The organism is Candidatus Avedoeria danica, from assembly GCA_016703025.1.
Taxonomy (GTDB): domain Bacteria; phylum Chloroflexota; class Anaerolineae; order Epilineales; family Epilineaceae; genus Avedoeria; species Avedoeria danica.
Map to the genome: position 1 here is coordinate 264,870 of JADJCV010000001.1, position 13,585 is coordinate 278,454.

The 13,585-nt window shown below is 71.2% G+C and carries 12 protein-coding genes; 6 read left to right on the forward strand and 6 right to left on the reverse strand.

What is annotated here, in order from left to right:
• Window positions 1-31 precede the first annotated feature (31 nt).
• The 6 genes from phaC to IPG72_01055 all read right to left on the reverse strand — a co-directional run bounded on the left by phaC (window position 32) and on the right by IPG72_01055 (window position 4,896).
• On the reverse strand, window positions 32-1,120 hold the full coding sequence (gene phaC, locus IPG72_01030; protein MBK6767623.1) for a class III poly(R)-hydroxyalkanoic acid synthase subunit PhaC: 1,089 nt from the start codon (window positions 1,118-1,120) through the stop codon (window positions 32-34).
• A complete protein-coding gene (locus tag IPG72_01035) occupies window positions 1,120-2,331 on the reverse strand; it encodes a hypothetical protein (protein ID MBK6767624.1) in 1,212 nt (403 codons plus the stop codon). Before IPG72_01035 ends, phaC begins: the two co-directional genes overlap by 1 nt.
• Before the next feature lie 155 nt (window positions 2,332-2,486).
• A complete protein-coding gene (locus IPG72_01040) occupies window positions 2,487-2,906 on the reverse strand; it encodes a hypothetical protein (protein ID MBK6767625.1) in 420 nt (139 codons plus the stop codon).
• A 153-nt stretch (window positions 2,907-3,059) separates the two neighbouring features.
• Window positions 3,060-3,632, reverse strand: coding sequence for a hypothetical protein (locus tag IPG72_01045; GenBank protein MBK6767626.1), 573 nt, complete (start codon window positions 3,630-3,632; stop codon window positions 3,060-3,062).
• Between the two features lie 45 nt (window positions 3,633-3,677).
• Entirely contained in the window at window positions 3,678-4,532 is an 855-nt protein-coding gene (locus IPG72_01050; GenBank protein ID MBK6767627.1) for a transcriptional regulator, read from the reverse strand.
• Window positions 4,533-4,587: 55 nt separating this feature from the next.
• A complete protein-coding gene (locus IPG72_01055) occupies window positions 4,588-4,896 on the reverse strand; it encodes a hypothetical protein (GenBank protein ID MBK6767628.1) in 309 nt (102 codons plus the stop codon).
• A gap of 428 nt (window positions 4,897-5,324) precedes the next feature.
• Here IPG72_01055 and IPG72_01060 point away from each other — a divergent pair, with 428 nt between their 5' ends.
• The 6 genes from IPG72_01060 (at window position 5,325) to IPG72_01085 (ending at window position 13,561) form a co-directional block, all read left to right on the forward strand.
• Window positions 5,325-6,692, forward strand: coding sequence for a LysM peptidoglycan-binding domain-containing protein (locus IPG72_01060; GenBank protein ID MBK6767629.1), 1,368 nt, complete (start codon window positions 5,325-5,327; stop codon window positions 6,690-6,692).
• Between the two features lie 67 nt (window positions 6,693-6,759).
• Window positions 6,760-8,370 carry a hypothetical protein gene (locus IPG72_01065; protein ID MBK6767630.1) on the forward strand — a complete coding sequence of 537 codons (1,611 nt, stop codon included), beginning with the start codon at window positions 6,760-6,762 and terminating at the stop codon, window positions 8,368-8,370.
• Window positions 8,371-8,425: 55 nt separating this feature from the next.
• Entirely contained in the window at window positions 8,426-10,048 is a 1,623-nt protein-coding gene (locus IPG72_01070) for a hypothetical protein (GenBank protein ID MBK6767631.1), read from the forward strand.
• Window positions 10,049-10,119: 71 nt separating this feature from the next.
• Entirely contained in the window at window positions 10,120-11,238 is a 1,119-nt protein-coding gene (locus IPG72_01075) for a type I glyceraldehyde-3-phosphate dehydrogenase (protein MBK6767632.1), read from the forward strand.
• Window positions 11,235-12,284, forward strand: coding sequence for a type I glyceraldehyde-3-phosphate dehydrogenase (locus tag IPG72_01080; GenBank protein MBK6767633.1), 1,050 nt, complete (start codon window positions 11,235-11,237; stop codon window positions 12,282-12,284). Before IPG72_01075 ends, IPG72_01080 begins: the two co-directional genes overlap by 4 nt.
• The gene (locus tag IPG72_01085; protein ID MBK6767634.1) at window positions 12,284-13,561 is read left to right on the forward strand and encodes a phosphoglycerate kinase; all 1,278 of its coding nucleotides are present in this window, start codon (window positions 12,284-12,286) and stop codon (window positions 13,559-13,561) included. The genes IPG72_01080 and IPG72_01085 overlap by 1 nt, the downstream gene beginning before the upstream one ends.
• Window positions 13,562-13,585: the final 24 nt, after the last annotated feature.

Sequence of the window (13,585 nt, forward strand, 5' to 3'; positions counted from 1 at the left end):
TTCCGCGTGCGCGAATTGTGAGCGAACGGCATCACGACCGCGCGTCGAGCCATTCCACGAGCGCTGCCGGCAATGTCTTCTGGACCTTGCCGCTCACGTACATGCCGATGTGGCCGACCGGATAGGACAGTTCCTTGTAGTCCGCCGTGCCCACCCGCCCGGCCAGCGCCAGCGACGAGGCCGGCGGGACAAGGTGGTCCTGCTCGGCGAAGACGTTCAGCACCGGCATCGTCACGGCCTTCAGGTCCACGCGTCGGCCGCCGAGCTCGACCTCGCCGGCGATGAGCTTGTTGTCCTGGTAGAAGTCCTTCAGGAACTGGCGATAGGCCTCGCCGGCCTGATCCGGGCTGTCGAAGATCCACTTCTCCATCCGCAGGAAATTGCGGACCTTCGTCTCGTCTTCGGCGATGTCCAGCAGTCCGGCGTACTTGGCGACGTTCAGCTGGAAGGGCTTGAGCATCAGGAAGCCGAGGTTCATGAAGTCGCCGGGGATGTTGCCCAGCGCATCGACCATGAGGTCGATGTCCATCGGCCGCGCCCAGGCGTTCAGCAGGCCGCAGTCGGCGCCGCTCTCCGCGTGGAAGTCGACCGGGGCGACCATCGCGATGAGGCTCTTGACCTTGTCGGGGTGCAGCGCCGCGTAGCACAGGCTGAACGTGCCGCCCTGGCAGATCCCGAGGACGTGGATCGCCGGCTGGCCCGATCGCGCGCGGACCTCGTCCACGCAGCGGTCGATGTAGCCGTTGATGTAGTCGTCCAGCGTCCGCCAGCGGTCGGCCCGGGTGGGGTAGCCCCAGTCGATCAGGTAGACGTCGAGGCCAAGGTCCAGCAGGTTGCGGACGAGGGAGCGGTCCTCCTGGAGGTCGACCATGTACGGACGGTTGACGAGCGCGTACGAGATCAACAGCGGCACCGGCCGCGGCTCGGCCACGCGCGGAGTGAAGCGGTAGAGCGTGATCCCATCCTCGCTCCAGACCGCCTCCTTGGCCGAGCAGCCGACCGTCACGTCGTCGCTGTCGATGCGCGAGAGCGTCTCGACGCCGGCCACGGTCTGGCGGCTCATCTCGGCCAGCTCGCGGGCGAACGTCTCAGGCGTGATCGCGAACACGTTGGGCATCATCAGGACACCTCCTTGTCGGTCGCCTTGTCGGTCGCCTTGTCGGTCGCCGCTCGACCCGCAGCGCGCTTTGCCGGCCGTGCCGCCGCCATCGCCTGCCGGAGCTCGCGGACCTCGCGTTTGAGGGCGTGCACGCGCCGATTCGTCTCATCCAGCTCGCTGCGCGACGGGATGTCCGTCATCTTGAGCGCCGTCTCGACGATGTCGCGTTCGCGCAGGCGATAGCGCATGGCAGCGGCCAGCATCGCGGCCTGCGCCTCGGCGTAGCGCGGCGCGCGGAAGGCGTCCTCGAGCGAGGCGTCGGTGGCCTCGGACCAAACGTTCACGAACTCGCGAAGGCTGGTGATGGGCGTGTTCGCCTCGGCCCGGCGACGGAGCATGTCGACCCCCGCCTGCCCGGACGCCGCCCAGGCTTCGTTCAGGACGACGCTGAACTCGAACACTGCGCGTCGGTAGTCCACCCAGGCGTCGAAGCCGCGCTGCAACATCTCGGTCGTCTCGCGGGAATAGCCCATCGACGGCGTCTCGATGAGACGTCCGGCGCTGCGCTCCCACGCATCCCACAGGAGGCGTGTCTGACCCAACAGCTCGGAGCTGTCGCCGCCGAAGGCGCGCGTGGCCGACGTCGGCACCTCCTTCATCAAGTTCGCCCACGGGCCGGGCAGTCGCTCCAATGCGGCAAGGTAGCCGGCCCACAGGCTGTTGATGTCGCCGGGCGGCGTGCCCAGGTTGGACCACGGCGCGGCCATCGACTGCTGCATCAGCTGGCCGAACGCATCGAGCTTGGCCGTCGTCTCCTCGGGCGAGGTCGCCGGCGCCGAGAGCATCGACCATGCCTGCTGCATGAGCGCGCCGTAACGAAGCATCGTCTCCTGGGTGGCCGCCATGCCCTGAGCTGCGTCCCTGGCCACCGGGTCCGCCCCGGCCGTCCAAGCCGCCGTGGTCTGGTGCGCCAGTTGCCGCCACGAGGCCAGCCAGGCGTCCGTTGCACCGGACCATGGCGATGCACCCGGCCATTGCGCGGCGCCCGGCCATGGGGCCCCGGTCGGAGCCGTGCCGGCGTGGCCGCCCGTGGGGCGCGCAGCCTGGCCGGCCGCTGTGCCGGCGGCCTGGGCGCCGGCGGCCGCAAGGTCAGCCCACTGCGACCACATCTGACGCTGGGCATCGGCCATGCCCTGCCACATCGAACCCATCCCGTCCTGACCCTCGCTCATGGCGCCCATCCCCTCGACGGCAAGGAGCCGCTCGGTGCCCGGCGCGCACGCCGGCAGTTGAAACGACGATCGGCCAGGGCACGGTGAATACTGTGCCCTGGCCGATGACGATGGCGCCCAAAGGCAACCGCCTGTGGCGCGCTGCGCGAATGCGCTTAGTTCTTGCGGGCGGCCTTGGTCGTGTCCGCGACGCTCTCGGCCAACTCGCGGCCGGCGGTCGCGAACTCGGCGACCTGCGTCTGCGCGACGCGCGCCTGCGTCTGCACGGCCTTCACGGTCTCCTGGGCCATCGACTGGCCGGCCGTGCTCAGCGTCTCGGCAAGCTTGGTGGCCTGGTGCACGCCGGTCTGGACCTGACCCTGCCACGCCTCGGCGGCCTTCTGGATCTGGGCCTGCTCGCGCTGCGCCAGCTCCTGGATGCGGTTCGCCGTGTCGGTGAACACCACGTTCCACTGCTCGCGCAGCGAAACGAGGGCTTCCATCTGGGCCTTCGTGGCCTCGAGGTTGAAGTGGTTCCAGGCGGTGAGGGTCTCGTTCCACTGGCTCAGGTTCGTCTTGACGGTCTCGGGCATCATGGTGGTCTCTCCTAGGCTTATCGGCACCCCACCATCCGCGGGGTGGCTTTCGTGTTTCGCCGGCACCGCGTTCGTGCCGTACGATGGACAGTCTACCCACCCGAGTTACACACCAGTTACAAGATCCTCTTGTCGGTTCCCTTGTCGGTCCCTCTATTCGTTCCCTCTGTCGCGCAACGCCGCCTCCACCCGCCCCACCTTCTCGTCCAGCGCCTGCAGCCGCGCCGCCACCTCGCCCAGCGCGGCCAGCACCGCCGCCGCGTCCGGCGGGCGCTTGTCCTTCTCGGCGGCCGCACCGGTGCCCAGGAACGGCGACCACCACGTCAGCGAGCGCTCGATCTGCTCGCCCACCTGTTGGCGTACGGCCTCCGACTTCGCCATCGTCTGGCTGAAGGCGTCGAGCATGTACGTGGCGTAGCCGCTCGTCACGCGCTCCCACAACTGGAAGCTGTCGGCCAGCGCTTGCCGCTGGTCGTCCGGCGAGCGGTCGGCGACGGCGTTCATCGTCAGCGTTGCCAGTTGGTGCTGCATGAACGCCACCGCGTCGGCGAACTCGGTGAAGCGCGCCTCGGCATCGCTCTGGACGTGCCGGATATGGCCCCGCCAGCGGACGCGCGACTCACCGCCCTCATCCGCATAGAGGTCCTGTGTGAACCGCAGGACGAACGAGGCGATGTCCCCGCCCGCCTCCGTCGGTCGCCGCGAACCGCTCTCACGCTCAGCCATCTGCGCTTCCTCCGAATCACGTCCGTCCGTCGTTCTCGACGCCGGCTACGTCCCCACTCCGAGCCGGACGGAATCGTACACCGCCCGCGTCTGCGGCAGGGGGACGATGCCGAGCTCGCTCTCCAGCGCCGCCACGCACCGCTCCCAACTGCGGATCGCCAGCGCCCGGTTGCCGCGGGCGGCGTGAGCGCGCATCTCGATCCGCCAGGCGTCCTCCCAAACCGGGTCGGTCGCCAGGACGCGGCCTGTCAGCCGCAAGCTCTCGAGCGGGTTCGTCTCGACGAGCAGCTCCGCCAACGTCGTCATCGCCCCGAAGGCAAGCACCTGCAGCCGCTCATGCTCGCTGCTCGCCCAGTCGTCATAGCGCCGTTCGGGGAGATAGTCCCCGCCATACAGCTCCGCCGCCGCCGCATAGTGCGCCGCGGCCCCGTCGCGGTCGCCGCCGATCTGCCGGTTGCCGGCAGCCACGTGCCCTTCGAGCGCCTCGGCATCGACCCACGCCTCCGCCAGGTCGATGCCGTATGTCGCTCCCCAGCGCCGCACGAAGCGCGGTTCGGCCCGGGCCGCACGGTCCGGTTCGAGCGCCCGCTGTACGGCGTTCAGCGCCACCTTGAAGTCCCTGTCCCCGGCCGCCGCATCGAGATCCGGCCAGAGCGCGTCGACGATCTGCTCCTTGTCGAGCCGCTTGCGCCGGAGCGTCACGACGAACTGGAACAGCTGGACCGCCTTGTCCCGACCCCACGCAGCCGGCAGCACCGGCACCCCGTCCCGCCAGACGCGAAATGCGCCCAACGTCTGGACGACGAGCGGCACGGCCCGAATCGCCGCAGCCAGCGGGTCGACCCGCACGTCCGCCGGACCATCGGGGGGTTGCGGTTGGTCGGACGCCTGAACGCTCACACGGTCGATTGTCGTCGCCGATCCGACCATGCGTCAACCGCCGCGTCCCGCCCCGTTACGACTTCGCCCGCGGCCGCGTGATCTTCGGCCGCCCCGGCGATGCCGCGTCCACGATCACGGCGTGTGCCGCACCGACGTCCTCGAGGACAGCGGCGAGCGCGATGTCCCGCGGCCAGCCGTCACTGGCCAGCGTCCACGCTGCGTCGAGCGTCTCGGCCGTCCAGGCGTCGTCGCCGGCGTTCAGCTTGGCCAGCGCGGCGTAGGCGGTGCGGAAGGCGGTCAGGCGGTCGGGCGTGGCCGCGGCGGGCAGTGCGCGCTCGACGGCGCGGACGGCCAGCTTGAGGCGGGTCTCGGGCAGAGCCATGTCGATCTCTCCTTGGGCTGTGATCGGCGGGTTGCGATGGAGGGTTGCGATCGGCGACGTCCACTGGGCGATCCAAGCGAAGCGGCCGACCGGTCGACGCGGTCCATCCGGTCGACACGCCCGTCAGCGTACCCCGTTCGCAACCTCGCGGCGCGTCCGTTTCCCGCCGCGCGCCCGCCGCGCAGCCGACGCTCGTTGGCGTCGAACTGCGCCCGCCGACCGCATCCAGGACGCAACCAAGCCGCAACCACGCCCCACGCAGGCCTGACAGAGACGACTGGCGCGGCTTGCAACGAGCGTTATAATCCCGCCGGTTCCCGCCGGGCCGGAGCGTGGTGGCCATTGGCCGCCGGCCGATCCGGAACAGCGATGTCCGGTCGCCCATGCGCGCAGCATCGCTTCGAATCCCCTCCAGGAGGCTTGACTTGATGCGAAAGCGTCTACTCATCGCAGTGGTTGCCGCAGGCGCCATGATGTCGTTCAGCGGGCGTGCGAACGCCGCTCCGTTGACCGACACGACGTATACCGTCAAGGGCGGCGACACGCTCTCGGGCATCGGCTCGCGCTGCGGTGTCGATTGGAAGAAGATCCAGACGGCCAACCGCTTGGCCAACCCGAACCGAATCGCCCCGGGCACGACGTTGAAGATCCCGGGCTCCGCGGCGTGCACCAGCCCGAAGCCGGCCGCTCCGCGCCAGGCGCCGGCCCAGCCGCAGCCGTCCGACCCGAACGCACCCGCCGCGCCCGTCGCCGCCGCCCCGGTCGCCGCGGCGCCGGCCGGCTTCGGCTACGGCATCCAGATCCATGCGCCCGATGGCGACCAGCGCGCCGTCGACGCCGTCTCGGACATCGGCTTCAACTGGGTGAAGCAGCAAGTCGAGTGGTTCCGCTACGAGGGCTCGCCCGGCCAGGCGAACTTCGCCGGCCTGGACAACCTCGTGAACCAGGCGAACGCGAAGGGCATCAACGTGATGTTCAGCGTCGTCAAGGCGCCGGATTGGGCGCGGGCGGGCAACTCGGATCGCAGCGTCGCCGGCCCGCCGGCGGACCCGAACACGATGGCCAGCTTCCTCGGCCGCATGGCGGAGCACTTCCGCGGTCGCGTGAAGGCCTACGAGGTCTGGAACGAGCAGAACCTGCACTACGAGTGGGGCAACGAGCCGCTCTCGGCCGGCCGCTACGTCCAGATCCTGTGCGCCAGCTACCGCGCGATCAAGGCGTCCGACCCCGGCGCCGTCGTCGTCAGCGGCGCGCTCACGCCGACCGGTGTGAACAACAACTTGGCGATGGACGACGTGAACTACCTCAGCCAGATGTACGGCGCCGGCCTGCGCGGCTGCGCGAACGCGATCGGCGCGCACCCTTCCGGCTACAACAAGCCGGCCACGGCCGGTGTCGGCTGGTCGGCGCCCGGCAAGACGGACTTCAGCGGCCACCGCTCGTTCTACTTCCAGGGCACGATGCAGGCCTATCGCAACGTCATGGCCCGCAACGGCGACGGCGGCAAGAAGATCTGGGCCACCGAGTTCGGTTGGGCGTCCGTCGAGAACATGGGGGCCGGCCCAGCGCCCGGCTACGGCTACGCCGCCCAGAACAACGAGGGCGAGCAGGCGCAGTACCTCGTCGACGCGTTCAACATGGCGCGCAGCTGGGGCTACGTCGGTCCGATGTTCGTCTGGAACCTGAACTTCGCGCCCGTCGCCGGCAATGCCGACGAGAAGGCCGCCTTCAGCATCGTCCGCAACGACTGGGCGCCGCGCCCGGCGTATCACCGGCTGAAGGGCATGTCCAAGTAAGCACCCGGACCTGGATCGCTCGCCGCTGCCGGCCGGTTCTCAGCCTGCAACGCGACGACCGCCGATCATGATCGATCCGCAACGCCCCGGCCATGCGCACCCCGCACGGCCGGGGCGTTGTCTTTCGCCTGCGCCAGGCGCTGCGGCAGCGCGACCGCTGCCGCGCGTCGCGCTGCCGCGGCCGCTGCGATCCGCCGTCGCCGCGTCCGCGCTCGCCTTCGCGGCGATCGCGTGCCGCCAAGCCACCGACGTGCCCCCGCCGCCCAACGCCTCACCCCCCGCCCTCGCCCCGCTCCCCCCCGGCGTCGCCGAAGCCCTCGCGGCCGCGACGGCGATCCCGATCGTGCCGCCCGCATCGGCCGCCGTACCGTTCGTTCTGCGCCCAGCCGCCGCGCCGCCGTCCGGGGAGCCGGCGCTCGGCGCCGGCCCATGGTCGCCCGACGGCACGCACCTCGTCGCCTACACGCAGGAGTCGGGTGCGGCCGGAGAGGCAGCCATCGGGCGCGTCTGGATCGTCGATGCGGGCGCGGCCGTGTCGGCCGTTGATCCCGCGGTCGCCGGCGTCTCGCCCGCCCCACGCTGGACGGCCGACAGCGGCGACGTTGTGGGCGCTGTGGCGGAGCGGGCCCTGGCGACATGGCAGGCGGACGGCTCGCTGCTGCTGGCCCGTGACGCCGACCCGGTCATCGATGCTGCAGGCGATGTCGTTCCATCGGCGCCGCCGCCGCGCAACGGCGACCTGCCGGCGGATGCGCTGGCCGGCATCCCGGCCGATGCCTGGGCGTGGCGGAGTGATGGCGGGCCGGCCGCAGCGGTCACCGCCAGTGGCAGCGTTTGGCTCTTCGATCCCGCGGCGGACGGACCGGCCCGCGAGATCAGCCGGCTCGTGTTCGAGGCCGGCGATGCGGGCGCGGACGATGCGGGCGACGATGAAGGGGCTGCCGGTGCCGGTGCCGGTGCTGACGCCGCCGCCGCTGCCGCCGCCGCCGCCGTCCGCCCGATCTGGCTCGCCGACGGCCGCCTGTTCGTGCCGCGGCCGGCACGCTTCGGCGCCGGCGCCGGAGCGAACGTGGTCGACTACCCGCTGATCGACCCGCTCACGCTCGCCATCGTGCCTGTGACGACATGGGCGGGGTTGGCGGCCAACCCGGCGATGCCGCCCGACGGCCGGGCGCTCGTCGCGCCCGACGGCCGGACGGTGCTCGTCCCGCTCGTCGTCGACGAGCCAGGCGGCCCGGCGCTCGCCGGCACCCGGGTGGCGCGCATCGATGGTGCGCCACCGAAGGACATCCAGCCGATCGGATCGCCGCTGTGGGCGCCCGACAGCAGCGCGTTCGCCTACCCCGAGGCGGGTGCGCTGTTCGTGTACGACGTCGCATCCGGTCAGACGCGCCGGCTCTTCGACACCGGCACCCGGCAGGCATGGTGGTCGCCCGACAGCCGGCAGCTGGCCGTCGCCACCGCGGACGGCGGACTCGTCCTCGTCGAACGCGATGGCGCGCTCGCGCCGACCCGCGTCCTGAACGACCTCGACGGGGCGCTGCCGCCGAGTTGGGCGGCCGCCGGACGTCGCTTGGCTGCGGCGGCGCGCGACGTTGACGGGCAGCCGCAGCTCGTCATCATCGATCTCCCGAGCGCGCGCTCAATCGATCGCCCAATCGATCTCCCCGCCCCTTGAGTCGGGTCGGCCGGGCCAGGCGGTCACGCCTAGCGGTCATGTATACTGCCCCGCCGTGAACACGCCCGACGAACCATCGCACCGACGCCGCCAGCCCTTCGGCTGGCTTGGGCCCGTCCTGGCCGCAGGGATCATCGCCGGCATGACCGCCGGCTGCGACGGGCGATCCGGCGGCACCACCGACCGCGACGCGACATCGGACGAAGCGCCGGCGCTGGAGCAGCCCGCCGACGATTCGCGAGCCGACGTGATGCCCGGCGTGCGACTCGTGTTGGCGATCGAGCCACAGATCGGCGACGCGCCGTTGACGGTCGAGTTGCGCGCGACGCTCGAGGGCGACCTCGACGAACCGGACCGCTTCCGCTGTGCGACGGCCGCGTTCGCGCTCGGCGACGACAACGTCCAGTTGATCCCGCCGCCCGACGACTGTGCCGACGAAGTGCTGCGGACCTACGCCACGACGCACACCTACGCGGCTGCCGGCAGTTACCGCGCTTCCGTCCGCCTCATCGCCCGGCCCGTCGCGCCGAGCAAGCCGGTCCAGATCCTCGTCCGCGGCCCGACGCCGACGGCCGCGCCGCTGGCGGCGAATCCCGGCCCGACAATCGTCATCGCCACGCGCGTGCGCGAGCGGCCGAACGAGCCGACCGAGCGACCCGATGGGGCAGAGCCGACCGAACTGGCCGCCGCAACCGAACTGGCCGCCGCACCGGAGCGCACCGCCACCCCACGCGCCGACCGCCCGACGCGCACGCTCCCGGCGCCTGAGCCCGTGCCGTCCGAGATCAGCGCACCGGGAATGCTCGCCGTTTTGCCCGCCGATCTGTACTATCTGCACGGTGATCCGCCGCGGCTGTGGCGCCTGCCGGCATCGGGCGACGAGCCCGAAGTCCTCGACGGTCCGGACGACGTCACCGATCAGTACGCCGTCTCGTCGATCGGGTTCATCGCCCGCCAACGTCACGGCACGATCACGGTCCAATCGCCGACCGGTGGCGAGCGGACGTTGTTCGAGCCGGACGGCCCCGTGTGGGGCCCGGTATGGTCGCGGGACGGCCACCAGTTGGCGTACAACGTCGGCGGCCATCTCCGGCTCTTCGACGTCGTGACGTACAGCGAGCGCGATCTCGGCTCGGTCGGCGGCGCGTCGCCGATGTCCTTCTCACGCGACGGGAAGTGGCTGCTCGTCGGCCTGGACAACGGAGAGATTGGCCTCGTGGATATGGCGACGGGTGCGGGCAAGGACATTTCGCTCGACGAAGACGGTGGGTATCCGGCCGGCTGGCTCCCTGACCGCAACGTCCTCTGGTCGACGGGTATGGGATTGCGTTTCGTAACGGTGGACGACCCGCTGACGATCACGCCGGTGATCGAGCCGGACGTTCAAACGTCGACGGCGCTCGTCCGGTCCGATGAACAAGTGCTTGTCCTGGTCGGGCGAGCCCTTGGCTCGGTCCTCACCCGGATCGACCTGACATCGCCGTCGATCCGCGCCGAGATCGTCGGGGCGCACATCGCCGTGCCGGCGGACGCCGACCTCGCCTGGGCGCCGGACGGTCGAACGATCGCCGTCGCCGGAGAGAAAGGTCTGGCGCTCGTCGACCCGGCGACGGGTGCGCGTGTGCCGCTGATCGACGGGCCGACGCGCGACCCGGTCTGGGTTCTCGGCGGTCGGTAGGGCGGAGCTGGTTTCGAGCGGCAGCGCGGGATCGATGACGCGGGATCGATATCGAGCAGGAGGACGAACACATGCGCACCCGGATCGCCATCAACGGCTTCGGGCGGATCGGTCGACAGCTCGTGAAGGCGATTCACGAGCGCTACTGGGATGCCCTCGAGATCACGGTGGCGGGCATCACGGACCCGCACATCACCGAGCATCGGGCGATGCTGCTCAAGCACGACAGCGTGTACGGGGTTTTCGACGCCGACATCCAAGCGGTCGTCGAGGGCCGGACGAACGCGATCCGCGTCGACGACCAGACGTTCGACGTCGTCGGCCGCAACCCGTACGGCCCGGTGCCGGAGTGGAAGCGCTGGGACGTCGATCTCGTCATCGAGGCAACCGGCTACTTCAAGACGCGCGAGCAGAACCGCCTCCACCTCCTGGCCGGCGGCAAGCGGATCCTGATCACGCAGCCGGCCAAGAAGCCGGACATCACGATCGTCCGCGGCGTGAACGAGGCGGCGTTCGACCCCGAGGCCCACAAGATCATCTCCAACGCCAGCTGCACGACGAACGCCCTCGCCCCCGTGGCCAAGGTGATCTACGAGCGCTTCGGTATCCAGCACGCCCTCGTCTCGACGATCCACGCCTACACCTCGTCGCAGGTCCTCCTGGACCACGCCGGCAAGGACCCCCGCCGCAGCCGCGGCGCCGCGCTGAACATCGTTCCGACGACGACCGGCGCCGCCAAGGCCGTCGGCGAGGTGATCCCGGCGCTGGCCGGGCGCTTCCACGGCTCGGCGCTGCGCGTACCGACTCCGACTGTCAGCCTGGCCGACTTCACCGCCCTCGTGGACCGCCGGCCAAGCGGCATCGACGAAGTGAACGCCGCGCTCCGCGAGGCGGCGGCCGGCGAACAGCGCGACGTCATCGGCGTCGTCGACGTGCCGCTCGTCAGCATCGACTTCACCGGCGACCCGCGCTCGAGCATCGTCGACGCCCCGGCGACGCTCATCCAGGGCGATCTCGTCAAGACCGTCCTGTGGTACGACAACGAGTGGGGCTACAGCTGCCGCGTCGCCGACATGGCGTTCTACATCACGCAGCGCGCTCGTGGCCGCTCGCACGACGACGTCCGTGCCGACATGATCGCGCGCGCCCCGCGTGCGGCGCTGGCGATGACGACGGAGGTGGTCGCATGACCCGCAAGGCACGCGTTGCGATCTACGGCTTCGGCCGCACTGGCCGCCAGGCGTTCAAGGCGATCTGGGAGCGCCACCGCGATCGCATAGAGGTAGCGGCGATCGGCCTCGCCAACCCCGACGACGCCAGCGCGGCGGCGCACCTCCTGCAGTACGACTCGAACTACGGCCGCTTCGGCCCGCATGTCAGCGTCCACGACCACACGCTCCACGTCGACGACGTGCGCGTGCCGTTCGTCAGCGCCGAGCGGCTGGCCGACCTGCCGTGGCGGGCGCACGGGATCGACATCGTCATCGAGGCGACGGGTCAGTACGAGGCCGGCGCCGAGGCCCGCGGCCACGTCGAGGCCGGCGCGGCGCACGTCGTGATCACCGCCCCGAGCGATGACGCCGACTGCACCCTCATCTACGGCGTCAACGAAGACCACTTCGACCCGGCCGCCCATGCCACGGTCTCGTCGGGCTCCGACACGACGAACGCGCTCGCGCCGGTCCTCATGGTCCTCGACGCGTCGTTCCCCCTGAAGAACGCGATGCTGACCGCGGTCCGCGCTTACACGAACGCCCAGAAGCTCGTCGACTCGACGGACCAGGACCTCCGCCGCGCCCGCTCGGCCCCCACCAGCATTGTCCCGACGACGACGCGCGCCCCCAAGGCCATCGCGCACGTGCTGCCGGGCATGGCCGGCAAGATCAGCGGATATGCCGTTCGCGTCCCGGTGCCGACGGTGTCGTTCCTGGAGGTGACCGCGCAGTTCGAGGCGCCGGTGAGCGTCGATGCGTTGAACGACGCCTTCCGCGCCGCCGCCCGCGGCCCGCTCGGCCGCGTCCTGGCCGTCTCCGACGCCCCGCTCGTCTCGACGGACTTCCGCGGCAACCCGAACTCGGCCATCATCGACGCGCCGTTCACGATGGCGATCGGCCCACTGGCCAAGATCAGCGCCTGGTACGACAACGAGTACGGCTACTCGAACCGCGTCGCCGACGTCGTCGCCTACATCGCGGCGCGCACGATCGGCACGCCGCGCAACGGCTCGGGCGCGTGATGGCCGCCGGGTCCCCGCAACCGGGCGCCGGTCTCCCGGCCGCGACCTCCCGGCTGCCGACCCTCGACGACCTCGACCCGGCCGGCAAGCGCGTCCTCGTCCGCGTCGACTTCAACGTGCCGCTCACCAAGGACGGCGCCGTCGCCGACGACACGCGCATCCGCGCCAGCCTGCCCACGATCCGCGAGCTGCTCGACCGCGGCGCAGCCGTCATCCTCATGAGCCACCTCGGCCGGCCGAAGGGCCACGACCCGGCGCTCCGCATGGCCCCGGTCGGCGCCGCCCTTGCCGCTCTCCTCGGGCAGCCCGTGCGAACGATGGCCGCGGTCACCGGCCACGAGGTCGAGGAGACCGCGCGCCACCTCAGGCCCGGCGAGGTGATGCTCCTCGAGAACCTGCGCTTCGATCCGGGCGAGGAGTCGGACGATCCGCGCCTCGCCCAGGATCTGGCGGCGCTGGCGGACGCATACGTCAACGACGCCTTCGGCACTGCCCACCGCGCCGCCGCCTCGGTCGTCGGCGTCGCCCGCGACCTGCCGGCGTACGCCGGACGGCTGATGGCCCGCGAGCTCGTGGCGCTCGGCGCCGTCACGTCCGACCCGGCGCGACCGCTCGTCATCGTCACCGGCGGGGCCAAGATCTCGGACAAGGTCGCCGTCCTCGACCACCTCGTCCCGCTGGCCGATGCGATCCTCGTCGGCGGCGGGATGGCGAACACGTTCCTGGCAGCACGCGGCGTCCCGATGGGCGACTCGCTCGTCGAGACCGCGGCGTTGGCCGACGCCGCTCGCATCGCCGCCGCGGCCGGCGACAAGCTCGTCCTGCCGGTCGACTTGATCGTCGCGGACGCCTTCAGCGCGGAGGCGAACACCCGCGTCATCGCGGTCGCCGACGCCGCGCGCGACGACGTCGATCCCGACGAGACCGGCAGCGTCCCTGCCGCCGGCGTCGACCCCGGCTGGCGGGCGCTCGACATCGGCCCGGCGACCGTCGAGCGCTTCCGGGGTGCGCTCCTCGGAGCGCGCACCGTCGTCTGGAACGGGCCGATGGGTGTCTTCGAACTCGCCCCGTTCGCCGCAGGCACGTTCGCCGTCGCCCGCATCCTGGCCGACCTGCCCGACGCGCACACCGTCGTCGGCGGCGGCGACTCGGCGGCGGCGGTGCATGCTGCGGGGCTGACGGACCGGATCGGCTGGGTGAGCACGGGCGGCGGCGCGACGCTGGAGTTCCTCGAGGGGCGGACGCTGCCGGCGGTGGCGGCGTTGCTCGGGCAGTAGGTCCGAGGACGATGCGGGTTCTCA

What these genes read in the sequence shown, in the direction of transcription:
- IPG72_01040 (MBK6767625.1), bottom strand. Translation starts at nt 2,906, where the DNA reads ATGATGCCCGAGACCGTCAAGACGAACCTGAGCCAGTGGAACGAGACC.
- IPG72_01060 (MBK6767629.1), top strand. Translation starts at nt 5,325, where the DNA reads ATGCGAAAGCGTCTACTCATCGCAGTGGTTGCCGCAGGCGCCATGATG.
- IPG72_01085 (MBK6767634.1), top strand. Translation starts at nt 12,284, where the DNA reads ATGGCCGCCGGGTCCCCGCAACCGGGCGCCGGTCTCCCGGCCGCGACC.
- phaC (MBK6767623.1), bottom strand. Translation starts at nt 1,120, where the DNA reads ATGATGCCCAACGTGTTCGCGATCACGCCTGAGACGTTCGCCCGCGAG.
- IPG72_01055 (MBK6767628.1), bottom strand. Translation starts at nt 4,896, where the DNA reads ATGGCTCTGCCCGAGACCCGCCTCAAGCTGGCCGTCCGCGCCGTCGAG.
- IPG72_01065 (MBK6767630.1), top strand. Translation starts at nt 6,760, where the DNA reads ATGATCGATCCGCAACGCCCCGGCCATGCGCACCCCGCACGGCCGGGG.
- IPG72_01035 (MBK6767624.1), bottom strand. Translation starts at nt 2,331, where the DNA reads ATGAGCGAGGGTCAGGACGGGATGGGTTCGATGTGGCAGGGCATGGCC.
- IPG72_01080 (MBK6767633.1), top strand. Translation starts at nt 11,235, where the DNA reads ATGACCCGCAAGGCACGCGTTGCGATCTACGGCTTCGGCCGCACTGGC.
- IPG72_01075 (MBK6767632.1), top strand. Translation starts at nt 10,120, where the DNA reads ATGCGCACCCGGATCGCCATCAACGGCTTCGGGCGGATCGGTCGACAG.
- IPG72_01045 (MBK6767626.1), bottom strand. Translation starts at nt 3,632, where the DNA reads ATGGCTGAGCGTGAGAGCGGTTCGCGGCGACCGACGGAGGCGGGCGGG.